The sequence below is a fragment of the Halomonas sp. SCS19 genome (assembly GCF_040147015.1).
GTDB classification, from domain to species: domain Bacteria; phylum Pseudomonadota; class Gammaproteobacteria; order Pseudomonadales; family Halomonadaceae; genus Halomonas; species Halomonas litopenaei.
Window position 1 is genome coordinate 2,594,936 of sequence record NZ_JAMSHN010000001.1, and the last position, 12,891, is coordinate 2,607,826.

14 protein-coding genes are annotated in these 12,891 nt (G+C 63.5%); 2 read left to right on the top strand and 12 right to left on the bottom strand.

The genetic code is table 11. The annotated features are described in order from the left end of the window. Nucleotides 1-48: 48 nt before the first annotated feature. Nucleotides 49-1,719, bottom strand: a complete 1,671-nt coding sequence (locus NFH97_RS11380; protein WP_349624824.1) for a recombinase family protein — start codon at nucleotides 1,717-1,719, stop codon at nucleotides 49-51. On the opposite strand from NFH97_RS11380, the gene NFH97_RS11385 reads away from it, so the two are divergent. Continuing rightward, nucleotides 1,718-2,341, top strand: coding sequence for an EAL domain-containing protein (locus tag NFH97_RS11385; RefSeq protein WP_349624825.1), 624 nt, complete (start codon nucleotides 1,718-1,720; stop codon nucleotides 2,339-2,341). The genes NFH97_RS11380 and NFH97_RS11385 overlap by 2 nt on opposite strands. A gap of 17 nt (nucleotides 2,342-2,358) precedes the next feature. On the opposite strand, the gene NFH97_RS11390 is transcribed toward NFH97_RS11385, so the two are convergent. The 4 genes from NFH97_RS11390 to NFH97_RS11405 all read right to left on the bottom strand — a co-directional run bounded on the left by NFH97_RS11390 (nucleotide 2,359) and on the right by NFH97_RS11405 (nucleotide 6,269). After that, nucleotides 2,359-3,102: an SDR family oxidoreductase gene (locus tag NFH97_RS11390; RefSeq protein WP_349624826.1), complete on the bottom strand. Its 744-nt coding sequence runs from the start codon at nucleotides 3,100-3,102 to the stop codon at nucleotides 2,359-2,361. Between the two features lie 82 nt (nucleotides 3,103-3,184). Then, on the bottom strand, nucleotides 3,185-4,147 hold the full coding sequence (locus tag NFH97_RS11395) for an SMP-30/gluconolactonase/LRE family protein (RefSeq protein WP_349624827.1): 963 nt from the start codon (nucleotides 4,145-4,147) through the stop codon (nucleotides 3,185-3,187). 88 nt (nucleotides 4,148-4,235) lie between these two features. Further along, the gene (gene dgoD, locus NFH97_RS11400) at nucleotides 4,236-5,384 is read right to left on the bottom strand and encodes a galactonate dehydratase (protein WP_108449241.1); all 1,149 of its coding nucleotides are present in this window, start codon (nucleotides 5,382-5,384) and stop codon (nucleotides 4,236-4,238) included. Between the two features lie 69 nt (nucleotides 5,385-5,453). Further along, a complete protein-coding gene (locus NFH97_RS11405) occupies nucleotides 5,454-6,269 on the bottom strand; it encodes a FadR/GntR family transcriptional regulator (protein WP_222517084.1) in 816 nt (271 codons plus the stop codon). 144 nt (nucleotides 6,270-6,413) lie between these two features. Between NFH97_RS11405 and NFH97_RS11410 the strand changes: the two genes are divergently transcribed. Further along, entirely contained in the window at nucleotides 6,414-7,157 is a 744-nt protein-coding gene (locus tag NFH97_RS11410; protein WP_349625500.1) for an Rpn family recombination-promoting nuclease/putative transposase, read from the top strand. A 71-nt stretch (nucleotides 7,158-7,228) separates the two neighbouring features. Here NFH97_RS11410 and NFH97_RS11415 read toward each other — a convergent pair whose 3' ends face one another. The 7 genes from NFH97_RS11415 to NFH97_RS11445 are packed head-to-tail and all read right to left on the bottom strand — an operon-like array spanning nucleotide 7,229 to nucleotide 12,774. Next, nucleotides 7,229-8,056 carry a 4'-phosphopantetheinyl transferase family protein gene (locus NFH97_RS11415; RefSeq protein WP_222517083.1) on the bottom strand — a complete coding sequence of 276 codons (828 nt, stop codon included), beginning with the start codon at nucleotides 8,054-8,056 and terminating at the stop codon, nucleotides 7,229-7,231. Beyond that, the gene (locus tag NFH97_RS11420) at nucleotides 8,037-8,477 is read right to left on the bottom strand and encodes an excinuclease ATPase subunit (RefSeq protein WP_222517082.1); all 441 of its coding nucleotides are present in this window, start codon (nucleotides 8,475-8,477) and stop codon (nucleotides 8,037-8,039) included. Before NFH97_RS11420 ends, NFH97_RS11415 begins: the two co-directional genes overlap by 20 nt. A 53-nt stretch (nucleotides 8,478-8,530) precedes the next feature. Further along, nucleotides 8,531-9,790, bottom strand: coding sequence for a beta-ketoacyl-ACP synthase (locus tag NFH97_RS11425; RefSeq protein ID WP_213230398.1), 1,260 nt, complete (start codon nucleotides 9,788-9,790; stop codon nucleotides 8,531-8,533). Next, on the bottom strand, nucleotides 9,790-10,515 hold the full coding sequence (gene fabG, locus NFH97_RS11430; protein WP_222517081.1) for a 3-oxoacyl-ACP reductase FabG: 726 nt from the start codon (nucleotides 10,513-10,515) through the stop codon (nucleotides 9,790-9,792). The genes NFH97_RS11425 and fabG overlap by 1 nt, the downstream gene beginning before the upstream one ends. After that, nucleotides 10,512-11,009, bottom strand: coding sequence for a hotdog family protein (locus tag NFH97_RS11435; RefSeq protein ID WP_108133502.1), 498 nt, complete (start codon nucleotides 11,007-11,009; stop codon nucleotides 10,512-10,514). Before NFH97_RS11435 ends, fabG begins: the two co-directional genes overlap by 4 nt. Before the next feature lie 32 nt (nucleotides 11,010-11,041). Continuing rightward, the gene (locus tag NFH97_RS11440; RefSeq protein ID WP_348814916.1) at nucleotides 11,042-12,250 is read right to left on the bottom strand and encodes a beta-ketoacyl-ACP synthase; all 1,209 of its coding nucleotides are present in this window, start codon (nucleotides 12,248-12,250) and stop codon (nucleotides 11,042-11,044) included. Then, nucleotides 12,235-12,774 (bottom strand): DUF3261 domain-containing protein, encoded by a 540-nt coding sequence (locus NFH97_RS11445; protein WP_213230404.1) that lies wholly within the window; start codon nucleotides 12,772-12,774, stop codon nucleotides 12,235-12,237. The genes NFH97_RS11440 and NFH97_RS11445 overlap by 16 nt, the downstream gene beginning before the upstream one ends. Nucleotides 12,775-12,891: the final 117 nt, after the last annotated feature.

Below are 12,891 nucleotides of genomic sequence, written 5' to 3' on the forward strand. Positions count from 1 at the left end.
AGGCGCCAAGGCCAATGGGAATATCCACCGTTGGACCTCATATTATTTCTAATTTTCTCGTGATTTTACTTTTTCTAACTCGGCCATTAACTCATTTTCACTGGCAGACTCTGCCAAAATACCGTCACGGTTTACGGCGCGCCAAGTTATCTCGCTATCTACTGTTACGGTATCTCTCACCCCTCCTTGGTCAAGATCAATTATTTCTGTTTCGAATTCGGGTATGGTCTGCTTGATGATGTAACATTTATGGCGCTGGCTTCGTTTGGTTAGTTCAAATTTATGAAGCTTATCTGATCCAAATTCGATGGGTATGGTAGCTACCTTACCTATCATTTCAATCTGATAGCTTGTCTTGCTTAGGATGGTGCGGAGGCGTGTGTCATCCTGAAGTGCAATGGATATAAACTCGTTTCCGTCAACGGCCATAGCCTCAAGCGTCTTAACATTACTTACTTGATCAACAGATAACTCTGCTTGAATAGCGTGGGCTCTAGTTTCTAACGGCTTTCTCTGCTCTGCGAGTGTTGAGAGTTTATCTCTGACCACTTGGCTGTCTGGCAACACGCTATATCCAGTTTCCAGTACAAACTTTATTTGTGTGTCAATTTCATTAATTTCCCCATTTATGGTATCAAGTTCGGTGGCGAGGTTGGACTTGGTTTGATCCCAAGCAGCGCGGCCTAGATGTTCGATAAAAGTTACGTTGAATATGTTCATCAAGGCTTCATATGGCCATGTCGTATTGTTGTCGCAGAATAGCTTGCCACGCCTTAGGTAGGTTGAACAATTTGCATAAATGATTTTCTTTCCATTGTAGTCTCGTGTCCGGTAGTACAGGCGTTTTCTACATGATCCGCATCGAACAAGACCGGATAGTAGGTACTGCTGATCCGGCGACATCGAAAGCGATCTTGAGTTTAGGCTTCGTTGTATTTTGTAGAATGTGTTTGTATCTATGAGTGGTTCATAAACTTCTTTAATAGGGTCTCCCTTGTTTTCCCATTCTCCAATGAGTGCTCTAGACTTTAGCCAGCGCTTTAGAGTCGACGGGTGCGTTTTCTTCAGTACGGGGTGGGATGGAATAAGTGTTTGTAGGATGTTCCTCGGCCCATGCCCATCCAGATACATAGAGATGCAAGATTTAATAGCCTCTGCGCGTTCCGGGATCAGAGCCCCACTGGTATTGAGCCAGAAGGGTGTGGATTTTTTGATACCCTGACCGGCTCGCGCTTTCCTTCGCTTACTTTCATACGACGCCGAGATACGCCTTGATAAATTTCGGCTGTATTCGTTTGCTTGCTGAGCCTTACCTACTAGCACATAGATCAAAGAGGAGTTGGACTGTATGACCTCTTTCGAATAAGTCTGTTGATCTTCAAGGGTGACGATGATCACTCCTTTGGACGCAATGCTGTTGACCAACGAAACCATATCCATAGCGTCTAGGCGGCCTAGACGGTCTATCGCTTCAACAAGGATGAAATCACCAGCATTGATCTTGCCTACGTCGATTGCATCCAGAATACGGCCTAGTCCATGTTTGAGGTGGTCACCTGAGAATCCACTGCGGCCTAGATCCTGCTGTGACAATGCCGATAGGTGAACATCTGGGTGCCTATTTAGCCACTCACTGACCATGGCTTGTTGGCGCTCAGTGGTAGACCCAGCACCTTGCTGGGCTGAGCTGAAGCGGATGTAGGAGATCGCTTGAGGCATGATGAAAAATGTCTTGGAAAAGGTTCATCATATACTAGCATTCTTCCAGCAGCTGGCCAGGTGGAGCGAGGCAGGGCTCAATGTGCGCCTCGGGGTGAATATCTCGGCCATGGACCTGCAGCAGCCAGGGTTGATCAAGCGGGTCGAGCGGGCGCTGGACCGCCATGGCCTGCGCGGCGAGTGTCTGTGCATCGAGCTCACCGAGAGCGCGCTGATGGAATCGCCGGAGATGGGGGCGCGCAAGCTGCAGTCATTGCGCGCCATGGGGGTGGAGCTGGCCATCGATGACTATGGAACGGGCTATTCGTCGCTGGCCCAGCTCAAGCGCATGCCGGTCCAGGAGCTGAAGATCGACAAGTCTTTCGTCATGCAGCTGGTGAAGGGGTCCGAGGACGACGTCATCGTGTCCTCCACGATCGAGCTTGCTCACCATCTGGGGCTCAGCGTGGTCGCCGAGGGGGTGGAAGACCAGACGGTGGCGGACCACCTGGCGGAGCAAGGCTGCCATATGCTGCAGGGCTTCCTGATTTCACGACCAATGACCGCCGAGGCCGCCACCGAGTGGCTGCGCAGTCGCGTCGGGGACGGCATCCGCGACGCCGCCAACGAAGAACTGCGCTGAGCCTTGACGACGCTGCTTCAGGCGAAGCCGCCATTGGCGCGGATGACCTGGCCATTGATCCACTCGGCCTCGGGGCTTAGCAGGAAGGCGATCACCGCGGCGATGTCACGCGGTTGGCCCAGTCGCTCCAGTGGTGGCATATGGGTGAACCTTTCGATCTGTTCCTCGGTCTTGCCCGAGCGGAACAGTTCGGTATCCACCGGTCCCGGCGCTACCGCGTTGACGGTGATCCGCCTGCCGCGCAACTCGCCGGCAAACACTCGGGTCAGCGACTCCACCGCAGCCTTGGTGGCGTTGTAGAGCCCGTAGCCAGGCAGATTCAGCGCCAGCGCGCTGCTCGACAGGTTGACGATTCGGCCGCCATCTTCCAGGCGCGAGGCGGCTTCCCTCAGGGTGTTGAAGGTGCCGCGCGTGTTGGTCTCGAAGTGCGTGTCGTAGTCGTCGTCCGCCGCCTCGGCGATGGGCACCGCCTTGAGCACGCCGGCATTGTTCACCAGCGCATCGACGCGACCGAAGCGCTGCATGGCAGTGTCGAAAAGCTGCGCCACTTCGTCGGTGCGTGAGATGTCTGCCTGAACGGCCAGCGCCGCGCCGCCCTGGGCCAGGATCTCCTCGACCAGGCCGTCGGCGACCTCGCGGTGATGGGCGTAGTTGACGATCACTGCATAGCCATCGTTGGCCAGACGCCGACTGATGTCGGCCCCGATACCGCGTGAGCCACCGGTGATGATGGCGGCCTTGGGAGAGTCGGATTCGCTCATGCTTCAGGCCTCTGGGGGTGCGTCGTAAACCTGGGGGCGCCGCCGATGGACAAGCCGAAAGCGGCGGCATGTGAGCAGCGATTCAGCGCAGGGCGATCGGTGGATCATCGAGCCCACGTACGCCGGGAAGCGCTTCGCTCAGGTCGAACAGGAAGGTGGCGCCGTCCTGGCGGCCTTCCTTGTGTTCTCGCTGTCCTTCGGTGGCGGTGGTGATCAGCAGGGTGGTCAGCTCACGCCCGCCGAAGGCCGGGCAGGAGGGCTGGTCGGCGTTGACCCTGACATGACCGACCTCCTCGCCATCCGGCGTCAGCCGGGCAACCCGCCCTGAACCCCATAGCGCCAGCCACATGTAGCCATCGGCATCGATCACTGCGCCGTCCGGGTTTCCCGGGTCGTCGTTGAAGTCCGCCCAGGGTTCGGGCTCGGCCAATTGTTCGGGCCTTGCCGCCACCCCGTCCTGAAGGAAGGCGCCGCCATCCTGGCGCAACGGGAAGCCCTCGGCGTCGAGCGCCCAGCGCATGACCACTCCGGTGGTGGTGTCGGTGAAGTAGCCAAGGCGACCATCCGGTGAAAAGCACAGGGCATTGGGGATGGTGATGTCTTGCTTCAGGCAGAAGATCTCGCCGCGGTACAGGCGATAGAGGCTGCCGGCTGCGGCTTCGGCGGCCTTGCCCATGGTCGAGAACCACAGCCCGCCGTGGCGATCGATGCGCGCATCGTTGCTGCGCGTCACCGGGTTGTCAGCCTCCACCTCGCGCCAGGGTGACACGCCGCCGTGGGCGTGGTCGCGTTCCTTGAGGCCGTGTTCGGTGACCAGCAGATCATCACCGCTGGTCAAGGGGGCGGCGAAGGACACCAGCTCATCCAGCGCCTGGGACCGATGATCGCCGTCTTCGAGGCGGTAGCGATGGAAGCGGTGCCCGAGGATATCGAGCCAGCGAAACTCGCCACGCCGGGCGTCCCAGCTGGGACCCTCGCCGAGTTCGCAGGGTGCCTCGACGATGGCGCGAGCCTCGCCAAGGCAGGGGGATGCGGAACGGGACATGACGTCTCCTCGAACTTGGCGGATGGCACCTTGGGGCGCGCATCCACCAGGACTGTTGTCATTGTTCGGCAACGCGATCAGCCGTCGCTCACCACTCGGCGACGGAGCCGTCATCGTGTTGCCATACCGGGTTGCGCCAGCGGTGTCCGACCTTGGCGCGTTCCTCGACGAACGCCTCGTTGATCTCGACGCCTAGGCCTGGCCCCTCGGGAATGGCACAGAAGCCGTCCTCGATCGCCAGCGCGTTCTTGTCGACCAGATAGTCGAGCACGTCGTTGTCCTTGTTGTAGTGGATGCCCATGCTCTGTTCCTGGATAAAGGCATTGTGACATACCGCATCCAGCTGCAGCGACGCCGCCAGGGTCAGCGGGCCCAGCGGGCAGTGGGGTGCCAGGGCCACGTCGTAGGCCGAGGCCAGGGTGGCGATCTTCAAGCCTTCACTGATGCCGCCGCAGTGAGACAGGTCCGGCTGGACGATATCGACCATGTTGTCGGCGAGCAGGTCACGGAAGGCGAAACGGGTGTGCAGGCGTTCGCCGGTGGCGATCGGGGTGGCCAGATCCTGGGCGATGGTCTTGAGCACCGGCAGGTGCTCGGGAGCCACCGGCTCCTCGATGAACATCAGGTGATAGGGCTCGAGCTCGCGCATCAGCGTCTTGGCCATGGGCCGATGGACACGGCCGTGGAAGTCCACCGCGATGCCCACATCGGGGCCGACGGCGTCGCGAGCCTCGGCGATGCGGGCGACCGCCTCGTCGATCTTGCGATGGCTGTCGACGATCTGCATCTCCGGCGTGCCGTTCATCTTGAAGGCGGTAAATCCCTGATCGGTCAGTGCCTTGGCGCCGGCACCCACGTCGGCGGGACGATCGCCGCCGGTCCAGGCGTACATGCGCATGCGATCACGCACCTTGCCGCCCAGCAGTTGATGCACCGGGACGCCGAGTTCGCGGCCCTTGAGGTCCCACAGCGCCTGGTCGATGCCGGCGATGGCGGACATCAGAATCGGGCCGCCGCGATAGAAGCCGGCCCGGTACATGACGTTCCACAGGTGCTCGATATTGCGCGGATCCTGGCCGATCAGGTAGTCCGACAGCTCGTGCACCGCGGCTTCCACGGTGGCGGCCCGGCCCTCGATGACCGGCTCGCCCCAGCCGTAGACGCCCTCGTCGGTCTCGATCTTGAGAAAGCACCAGCGCGGCGGAACCTGCCAGGTCTTGAGTCGGGTGATCTTCATGGTCGATGCCTCTTGTGGGGGCCTGCTTGGCCCGATGTCGATGGGGTTGGGTGAAGCGAGCGGACGGGCTTAAAGGTGTCGCGACGCCGGTGTCGTGATGCCACTGGCCGGGAGTGTCTTGTCCAGGTCACGTGCGGTGCGCTCGAGCAGCAGTTCCGTGGCGCGGCGGGCCTGCTCTGGCTGCCTCAGGCGAATCGCCTCGAGTAGCTGGCGGTGGCGCTCCAGGCTGTCGCTGAGTCCACGCGCATGGCCGCCTGCTGCGTCGTCCGTGGGGCCGTCAGAGGAACTCCCGGCATGGCGCTGCGAGCGCTGGATCAGGGCCACGATGGAAGGTCTCAACAGCAGCCCCATCTGGCGCCAGACCAGGTTGTGGCTGGCGCGATAGATGGCGTCGTGAAAGGCCACATCGTGCTCGGCGTGGGCCAGTCGCTGTGAGGCCGCATCGGCGGTCTCCTGCATGCCTTCAAAGGCGCGTTCGATGCGTGCCAGGTCTTCGCCGGAGGCGTTAAGCGCCGCCAGCTCGCCGATATAGGGTTCCGCTGCCAGGCGAAAGGCAAACACCGCCTCGACCAGTTGCGGGTGGGGCGCGTCCAGGCTGGCCATCCAGCCGCTCATCTGCGGATCCAGCAGATGCCAGTCGACGATATCGCGCACCACGGTGCCGCGACCGGCGGTGCGCTCGATCAGACCCGCCGCGCTGAGTTCGCCCAGGGCGTTACGCACCCGATTGCGGCTGGCCTCGAAGTGCTGGCACAGATCCAGCTCCCGAGGAAACAGATCCCCCGGCTGCCAGTGTCCCGACAGAATCGCCCGTGCCAGTACCTCGGCCAGCGCCGCGGCACCGCGACCCTCGGCGGGCCTCGGGAGTGAAGCGAGAGCGTCCATCCAGGCCTCCATAATGTTCGACGTTACTATAGTTAATGTCTGACATTTTAGGCAAGGCAGGAATGCCTCGAATGGGGTAGACCTTGGTGGAAGGCACGGTGCTGAACGCGTGCGCTTGTTAACTCGCCGATTAGTGGCTGCCTGATTCTCGGCAGCCTCCGTCATTACCTTTATCTACTGATCGAGTTTCAGAGCAGCGTCGATCCCTTCATGGCGCTACGCATCATGACCTACGTGGGTCTGCTGTATCAGGACCTGGTAAAGCAGAGAAAGTTGGCCAGCAAGCGCAGCTTGCCGCCGGTACTGCCCATCGTCCTCTACAATGGAGAAAGGCGCTGGAGTGCCGCGAAGGAGCTGTCCGAACTGATTCATCCCGCAGCGGCACAACTGGCTCGCTACCAACCCTCGCAGTCCTATCTGCTGCTGGATGAAGGTGCAATCGTCGCCGACGAGCGCTGGCCTACGGACACCCGCAACCTGGTTGCCGCTATCTTTCGGTTGGAGTATCACCACAGCCAACAGGACGTGATCGACACCATCGGCCAGTTGGTGGAGTGGTTGAAATCACCCGGGCAGGCTCGGCTGCGGCGCCACTTCGCGACATGGATCAAGCGTGTCCTGCTGCCCAATTGGGTGCCGGGCGGGAACGACGACCACGAGCAGTGGCAGGCGCTCAATGACCTTGAGGAGGTACACACCATGCTGTCGGAACGTGCCAAACGATGGCCTGAACAGTGGAAGCAGAAGGGACTCGAGGAAGGGCGCGAGGAAGGGCGCCTGGAAGCCGCGCGTAACCTGCTTGCGCGCACCGCCATGGATGACCGCGAAATCGCAGAAATCTGTGAACTCGAGCTTGAGCAGGTGGCGGAGCTGAGAAGACAAGCATAAGGCAGGACAGCAGTGAATAAGGCCCACCTCCTGCTTTCCAGATGGCCCCATCCGGCGCCGATGACGCTCTCTCAATCGAATGTCTGAGGAAGCCCCGTCCAGTCCGGCAACTCCAATCCACCCAAGTGCATCTCGATGGTCAGCTCGGGTTCACGGGCGCACAGGCTCAGGGTGAGGCGGTCATCCTGGGCCTGCCAGGCGTAGAGGGGATCGCTCGACTGCTGACTATTCGAATGGCTATTGGAATGGCTATTTGAATGGCTGATTATGTCGGTCAGATCAGGCGCCATCAATGAGCCGATGCGGGTGGCAAGGACGTGGTCCGGGGGCTGGCCTTCGAGACAGCCGAGCTTGTAGTGAGCCTCGTACAGGGTCCAGGCGCGGTAGAAGGCTGCCAGGGCATCCGGCGCCCGCTGGATGGCCCTGCGTACGCTGGCTTCGGGCAGCGTCGCGATCAGGCCATCGAGGCGGCTTCGGTGACGCTGTCGCTGTCGCCGGTCGGGACATTCGATATCCAGCCCTACCGGCACCTCGGCGAGCCCAGCGACGACCAGGCTGCCGCTGTGGCTGAGGCACGTGGTCCAGGGCGAGGGTAGCCCGGGGTGGCGAGGCGGCCCGGCACCGCGGGGCGACCAGCCCGCCACAGGGCAGTCAAAGCCGAGTCCGGCGGCGAGTCGGCTGAGCCGTTCACGACCCAGGTGCGAGGCAGCCTCGCCGCGAATGCCTGCTTGAATGCGTCGCGGCTGTCGTCCGTTGTCGTGTCCTTGGCGTGCTTGCTGCGACCCAATTCCCTGTAGTCTCCCCCGTGCCGCACCCTGATCGGGCGTGCCGCTGGCCGGCAGTTCGGCGATGGCCAGCAGCAGGCGTGGGAGACGAGCCTCAGCGCAGGGTGACGACATCGCCCTTCAGCGCGACACCGGCCATCAAGGCGCCGGCGTGGCACTCGTACTCGCTGGTCGAGGCGCGTGCGTTCCTGTCGTAGAAGCTCTCGATATTGACCACGGCGTTGCCGCCCTGCTGGCGGGCACTATCCTGGAGCGCGATCAGCGCCGACAGCATGACCCAGCGACAGGCCTCTTCGTCGGTCTTGTTGAAGGCGTTGGTCTTGCGGCTGGTGACCACCTCACCGAAGTCCTGGCTGACGTTGCCGCCGGCATCGGCAAACACCAAGCGGATGTTCGGGTCCAGCTTCTCCTGGGCGGCCGGTGTGGCCAGGGCTTCCTGGATCGGCAGGAAGTAGGGGGTGTCCCTGGCTTGTGCGCTGGCGGCTGCGCCAAGGCCTGCGATCAGTAGCGTCGGTGCGAGGATTCCCTTTCTCATGGTGTCGTTTCCTTTCTTTTTGGTGGGAGGCCTGGTGGCCCCTTGGGCTTCAGCTACGGCCAGCGGCGGAAGATCAAGGAGGTGTTGATGCCGCCGAAGGCAAAGTTGTTGCTCATCACGTACTCGCAGTCGATGCGTCGGCCCTCGCCGCGCAGGTAGTCGAGCTCTGCACAGGCCGGGTCAGGATGGTCGAGATTGAGGGTGGGGTGAAACCAGCCCTCGCGCATCATCTCGATGGCGACCCAGGCCTCGAGGGCTCCGCAGGCCCCCAGGGTGTGGCCGGTGAAGCTCTTGAAGGCGCTGACCGGCTGGCGCTCGCCGAATACTGCCCGGGTTGCCTGGCTCTCGGCGATGTCGCCACGATCGGTGGCGGTGCCGTGGGCGCTGACGTAGCCGATCTGGGCGGGGCTGACGCCGGCATCGTCGAGGGACTGGCGAATCGCGCGCTCCATCATGGCGGCGTCGGGCTGGGTGACGTGGCGGCCATCGCTGTTGGTGCCGAAGCCGACCAGTTCGGCGTAGATGCGGGCGCCGCGAGCCTGGGCATGCTCCAGGTCCTCGAGGATCAGGCTACCGGCGCCTTCACCGATCACCAGGCCGTCGCGGTCGCGGTCGAAGGGGCGCGGCGTTGCCTCGGGGGTGTCGTTGCGGGTGCTGGTGGCGAACAGGGTGTCGAAGACCGCCGCCTCCGAGGCGGACAGTTCCTCGCAGCCGCCGGCGATCATCGCCTTCTGACGGCCGAAGCGGATCGCCTCGTAGGCGTAGCCGATGCCCTGGCTGCCTGAGGTGCAGGCGCTTGAGGTGGTGTGAATCCGTCCCCGTAGGCCGAGAAAGACGCCGATATTGACCGGCGCGGTGTGGGCCATCATGCGGATGTAGGAATTGGCGTTGAGGCCGTCGGTGGACTTGTTGATCAGCATGTTGCCGAAGTCGGCCACGGCGTCGGGCTCGCCGGCGGAGGCCCCGTAGGCGATGCCCATCTCGCCGCTGCCCAGCAGGTCGCTGTCGAGCAGCCCGGCATCCTCGAGCGCCAGCTCGCTGGCGCGGGTGGCCATGCGCGCGCCGCGCCCCATGCTACGCAGGGCCTTGCGATGGTAGTGGGCGGGCAGGCTGAAGTCTTCCACCGGGGCGCCGAGGCGAGTGTTGAGCCCATCGTAGACGTCCCACTCGGGAAGGTGGCGAATTCCACTTTCACCGCGCTGCAGTCGGGTCTTGATCGTGTCCCAGTCGTTGCCGACGGGAGAAAAGCCGGCCATGCCGGTGACCACCACGCGGCGGCCAAGTCCATCGGCTCGATGTCCATTGTGATGCATCAGCAGAGGCCTCCATTGACGGCGATGACCTGGCGGGTGATATAGCCTGCGTCCTCGGAGCACAGGAAGCTGACGGTGGCGGCCACTTCCTCGGCGCGACCGCTGCGGCGCATCGGAATCGCCTTCAGCGCTTCCTCGCTGGCCAGACCCTCGGTCATGTCGGTGTCGATCAGTCCCGGGGCCACGGCGTTGACGGTGATCCGGCGCTTGGCCAGCTCCACCGCCAGGGCCTTCACCGCGCCGATCAGGCCGGCCTTGGCGGCGCTGTAGTTGACCTGGCCACGATTGCCCATGATCCCCGACACCGACGACATGACCACGATGCGGCCTGGCCTGCGGCGTCGCACCATGGGCATGGTGATCGGCTTGACCACGTTGTAGAAACCGTTGAGACCGGTATCGATGACGCTGTCCCAGTCGTCATCGGTAAGCGCAGGGAAGGCGCCGTCGGCGGTGATGCCGGCGTTGCAGACCACCCCGTGGTAGGCGCCGTGGACCTCCATGTCGGCCTCGAGAGCGGCTCTGGCGGCGTCTCTGTCGATGACGTCGAAGCAGAGCACGCGGGCGTCACGGCCTAGGGCGCGAACTTCGTCGGCCACCTGTTCGGCGGCGTCACGGCGGCTGCGGCAGTGGACCACGATATCGAAGCCATCGCGGGCGAGCCTCAGGGCGATGGCGCGGCCAATGCCCCGACTGGAGCCGGTGACGAGCAGGGTATCGGTCATGGCGCTGAATCCTCGAGCATGGCCGACAGGGTCTCGGCGCTGTCGGGTTGAAAGACGTTGAGGGTGGCGTGGGCCAGGTGCCGATCCTCGGTGTCGCGCAGTTCACCACGAAAGGCGCCGAGTCCATTGTCGGCGCGGTAGTCGAGTTCGACCTTGACCTCGACAGGGGAATCGAAGACGAAATGCTCGACGTCGCAGTGATAGTGCCGTGAGCCCAACAGAAAGCCGATCCGGGGTTCGCCTCCGGCCTCGCGGGCGGCCCGCCCGGACCAGGCGGCAATGGCCTGGGCCAGCCACTCCAGGCCGACCCAGCCGGGAATGCCGTGGTCATTGGCAAAGGGGTCCTGCCGGTCGGGCGTGATACGGGCGATCAGATGTTCCTCACCGATCTCCAGCACGCTGTCGAGCAGGCACATGGCGCCGGAGTGGGGCACCAGGTCGGCGATAGGGGGCAGCGCGTCTGCACTGCCGGATGAAGAGGCATCAGTGGACATAAGGGGTGCTGTCACGGGAGTCGGAAGTGTCGTCATGGCGCGCGCTCCATCACCAGGGCGATATTGTTCCCACCAAAGGCGAAGGCGTTGGTCAGGGTACGGCGCACCTCGGTGGCTGGCGTCGTATCAGATCCGCACAGCGAAAGCGCGGGCAGTTGCGGGTCTGCTGCGTGCAGATGTGGCGGCCGCCGGTTGTGGTGCATGGCCAGCCAGCAGAAGGCTGCCTCCAGCGCGCCGCAGGCGCCCAGAGTGTGGCCGGTGAGGCTCTTGGTCGAGCCACAGGCCACGCCATCGGGGAAGGCTTGAGCGACCGCCCGGGACTCCATGCTGTCGTTCTGTCGGGTGGCGGTGCCGTGGAGATTCAGATAGTCGATCTGATCCGGACCGAGGCCGGCCATCTCGAGAGCGGCGCGCATGGCCTCCAGAGCGCCCATGCCGTCGGGGCGAGGGGCGGAGATATGGTGGGCGTCGCTGGTCTCGCCGCAGCCGCTGAGCTGAACGCCACCGGGTTCGGCGGTGACCAGGAACAGTGCGGCGCCTTCGCCCAGATTGATGCCGGCGCGATCCTCGGCGAAGGGGCGACAGGGCTCGTCGCTGACCGCCTCGAGGGCGGCGAAGCCGTTCACCGTAAGTCCGCACAGGCTGTCGGCGCCGCCGGCGATGACGGCGTCGCACAGCCCCGCCTTGAGCATCCGCCTGGCGCTGGCCAGGGCCTTGGCGCTGGAGGTGCAGGCGGTCGACAGGGTATAGGCGGTGATCAGACGGATATCCGGCCGCTCGGCGGCCAGGCGCCAGGCCAGAAAGTCGGACGCTGCGCCGATCTCGTGGCGGCAGTAGTTGAAGGGCTCCGGCCACTGGCCGCTGGCGGCACGATGGGCCACCGCCGCCTCGGTCTCGCCGATACCGGAGGTGCTGGTGCCCAGCACGACACCCAGGCGTGCCCCGGGATGGCTGGCAAGGTAGTCATCAAGGGTCGGCCGCAGACGCGCGAAAGCGGCGTCCAGCAGGCGATTGTTGCGCGAACGATGGCGCGCCGGCCAGTCACCGTCGTCGGGCAACGGCGTGGTCACGGTGCCCAGCCACAGCGGCCTGCCGGGGGTGTATTCATCGTTTCGTACCAGACCGTGCTGGCCGTCGAACAGCCGCGCGGCGATGGTCGAGAGGTCATCCCCCAGGGGGCAGACCAGTGCCGGCGCATGCAGTCGGCAGGGTGTCTGCGCAGGTGTCACGTCGAGGGGCATGGTGAATCGGTCACTGCGTTATGGTTGGTGGTGGTCGTGCTGACGCTGCTGTTCGGGCTTTTGTTCTCGCGGGCATCCGGGGAGGGCGCGAGGGTCGCCACGCTGAGCCGGTAGTCAGCCTCGATATCATGAATCACGTGGCAGGTCGGCGTCATCTCGAGTCGCACCGCCAGGCGGCCCTGATGATAGATGCGGCGCTCGTGGTCGCGCTGCGCGAGCGACCAGTCACTGCCGGCGAAGGCCTCGCGCAGGCGTGCTTCGGGCCACAGGCTGAAACTCAGGCGGCTGGCCAGCCAGTCGGCGCTGAAAGGCGGCTCGAAGGCGGCGCCCGGAGCGAAGCGCGCGCCCTCGTCATCCTGCACCAGGGTCAGCAGTCGCTGGCCCTGAGGGCTTATCAGCGCCAACTGAAGCTGCTGGTGGTCATGACGCAGCACGCCGAGCAGCACGCGGCGCTCGCCCTGGTGCTCGAAGGTCAGCCGCTGGGTCTGAGCGCTGATGGGCGCAAGCGTGTGCAGTGCCGGCATCGGCGCCACGCCTGGACCCAACCCGCAGGCGCCGAGCAGGCAGAGTATCACCAGCGCCGCGAAGGACCTGCCTGGCCCACGCAGCCTGGCCCAGGGGCACGACCACCCGCCATTTGG

What these genes read in the sequence shown, in the direction of transcription:
- NFH97_RS11385 (WP_349624825.1), top strand. Translation starts at nt 1,718, where the DNA reads ATGATGAAAAATGTCTTGGAAAAGGTTCATCATATACTAGCATTCTTC.
- NFH97_RS11380 (WP_349624824.1), bottom strand. Translation starts at nt 1,719, where the DNA reads ATGCCTCAAGCGATCTCCTACATCCGCTTCAGCTCAGCCCAGCAAGGT.
- NFH97_RS11390 (WP_349624826.1), bottom strand. Translation starts at nt 3,102, where the DNA reads ATGAGCGAATCCGACTCTCCCAAGGCCGCCATCATCACCGGTGGCTCA.
- NFH97_RS11395 (WP_349624827.1), bottom strand. Translation starts at nt 4,147, where the DNA reads ATGTCCCGTTCCGCATCCCCCTGCCTTGGCGAGGCTCGCGCCATCGTC.
- dgoD (WP_108449241.1), bottom strand. Translation starts at nt 5,384, where the DNA reads ATGAAGATCACCCGACTCAAGACCTGGCAGGTTCCGCCGCGCTGGTGC.
- NFH97_RS11405 (WP_222517084.1), bottom strand. Translation starts at nt 6,269, where the DNA reads ATGGACGCTCTCGCTTCACTCCCGAGGCCCGCCGAGGGTCGCGGTGCC.
- NFH97_RS11415 (WP_222517083.1), bottom strand. Translation starts at nt 8,056, where the DNA reads ATGTCGTCACCCTGCGCTGAGGCTCGTCTCCCACGCCTGCTGCTGGCC.
- NFH97_RS11420 (WP_222517082.1), bottom strand. Translation starts at nt 8,477, where the DNA reads ATGAGAAAGGGAATCCTCGCACCGACGCTACTGATCGCAGGCCTTGGC.
- NFH97_RS11425 (WP_213230398.1), bottom strand. Translation starts at nt 9,790, where the DNA reads ATGCATCACAATGGACATCGAGCCGATGGACTTGGCCGCCGCGTGGTG.
- fabG (WP_222517081.1), bottom strand. Translation starts at nt 10,515, where the DNA reads ATGACCGATACCCTGCTCGTCACCGGCTCCAGTCGGGGCATTGGCCGC.
- NFH97_RS11435 (WP_108133502.1), bottom strand. Translation starts at nt 11,009, where the DNA reads ATGTCCACTGATGCCTCTTCATCCGGCAGTGCAGACGCGCTGCCCCCT.
- NFH97_RS11440 (WP_348814916.1), bottom strand. Translation starts at nt 12,250, where the DNA reads ATGCCCCTCGACGTGACACCTGCGCAGACACCCTGCCGACTGCATGCG.
- NFH97_RS11445 (WP_213230404.1), bottom strand. Translation starts at nt 12,774, where the DNA reads ATGCCGGCACTGCACACGCTTGCGCCCATCAGCGCTCAGACCCAGCGG.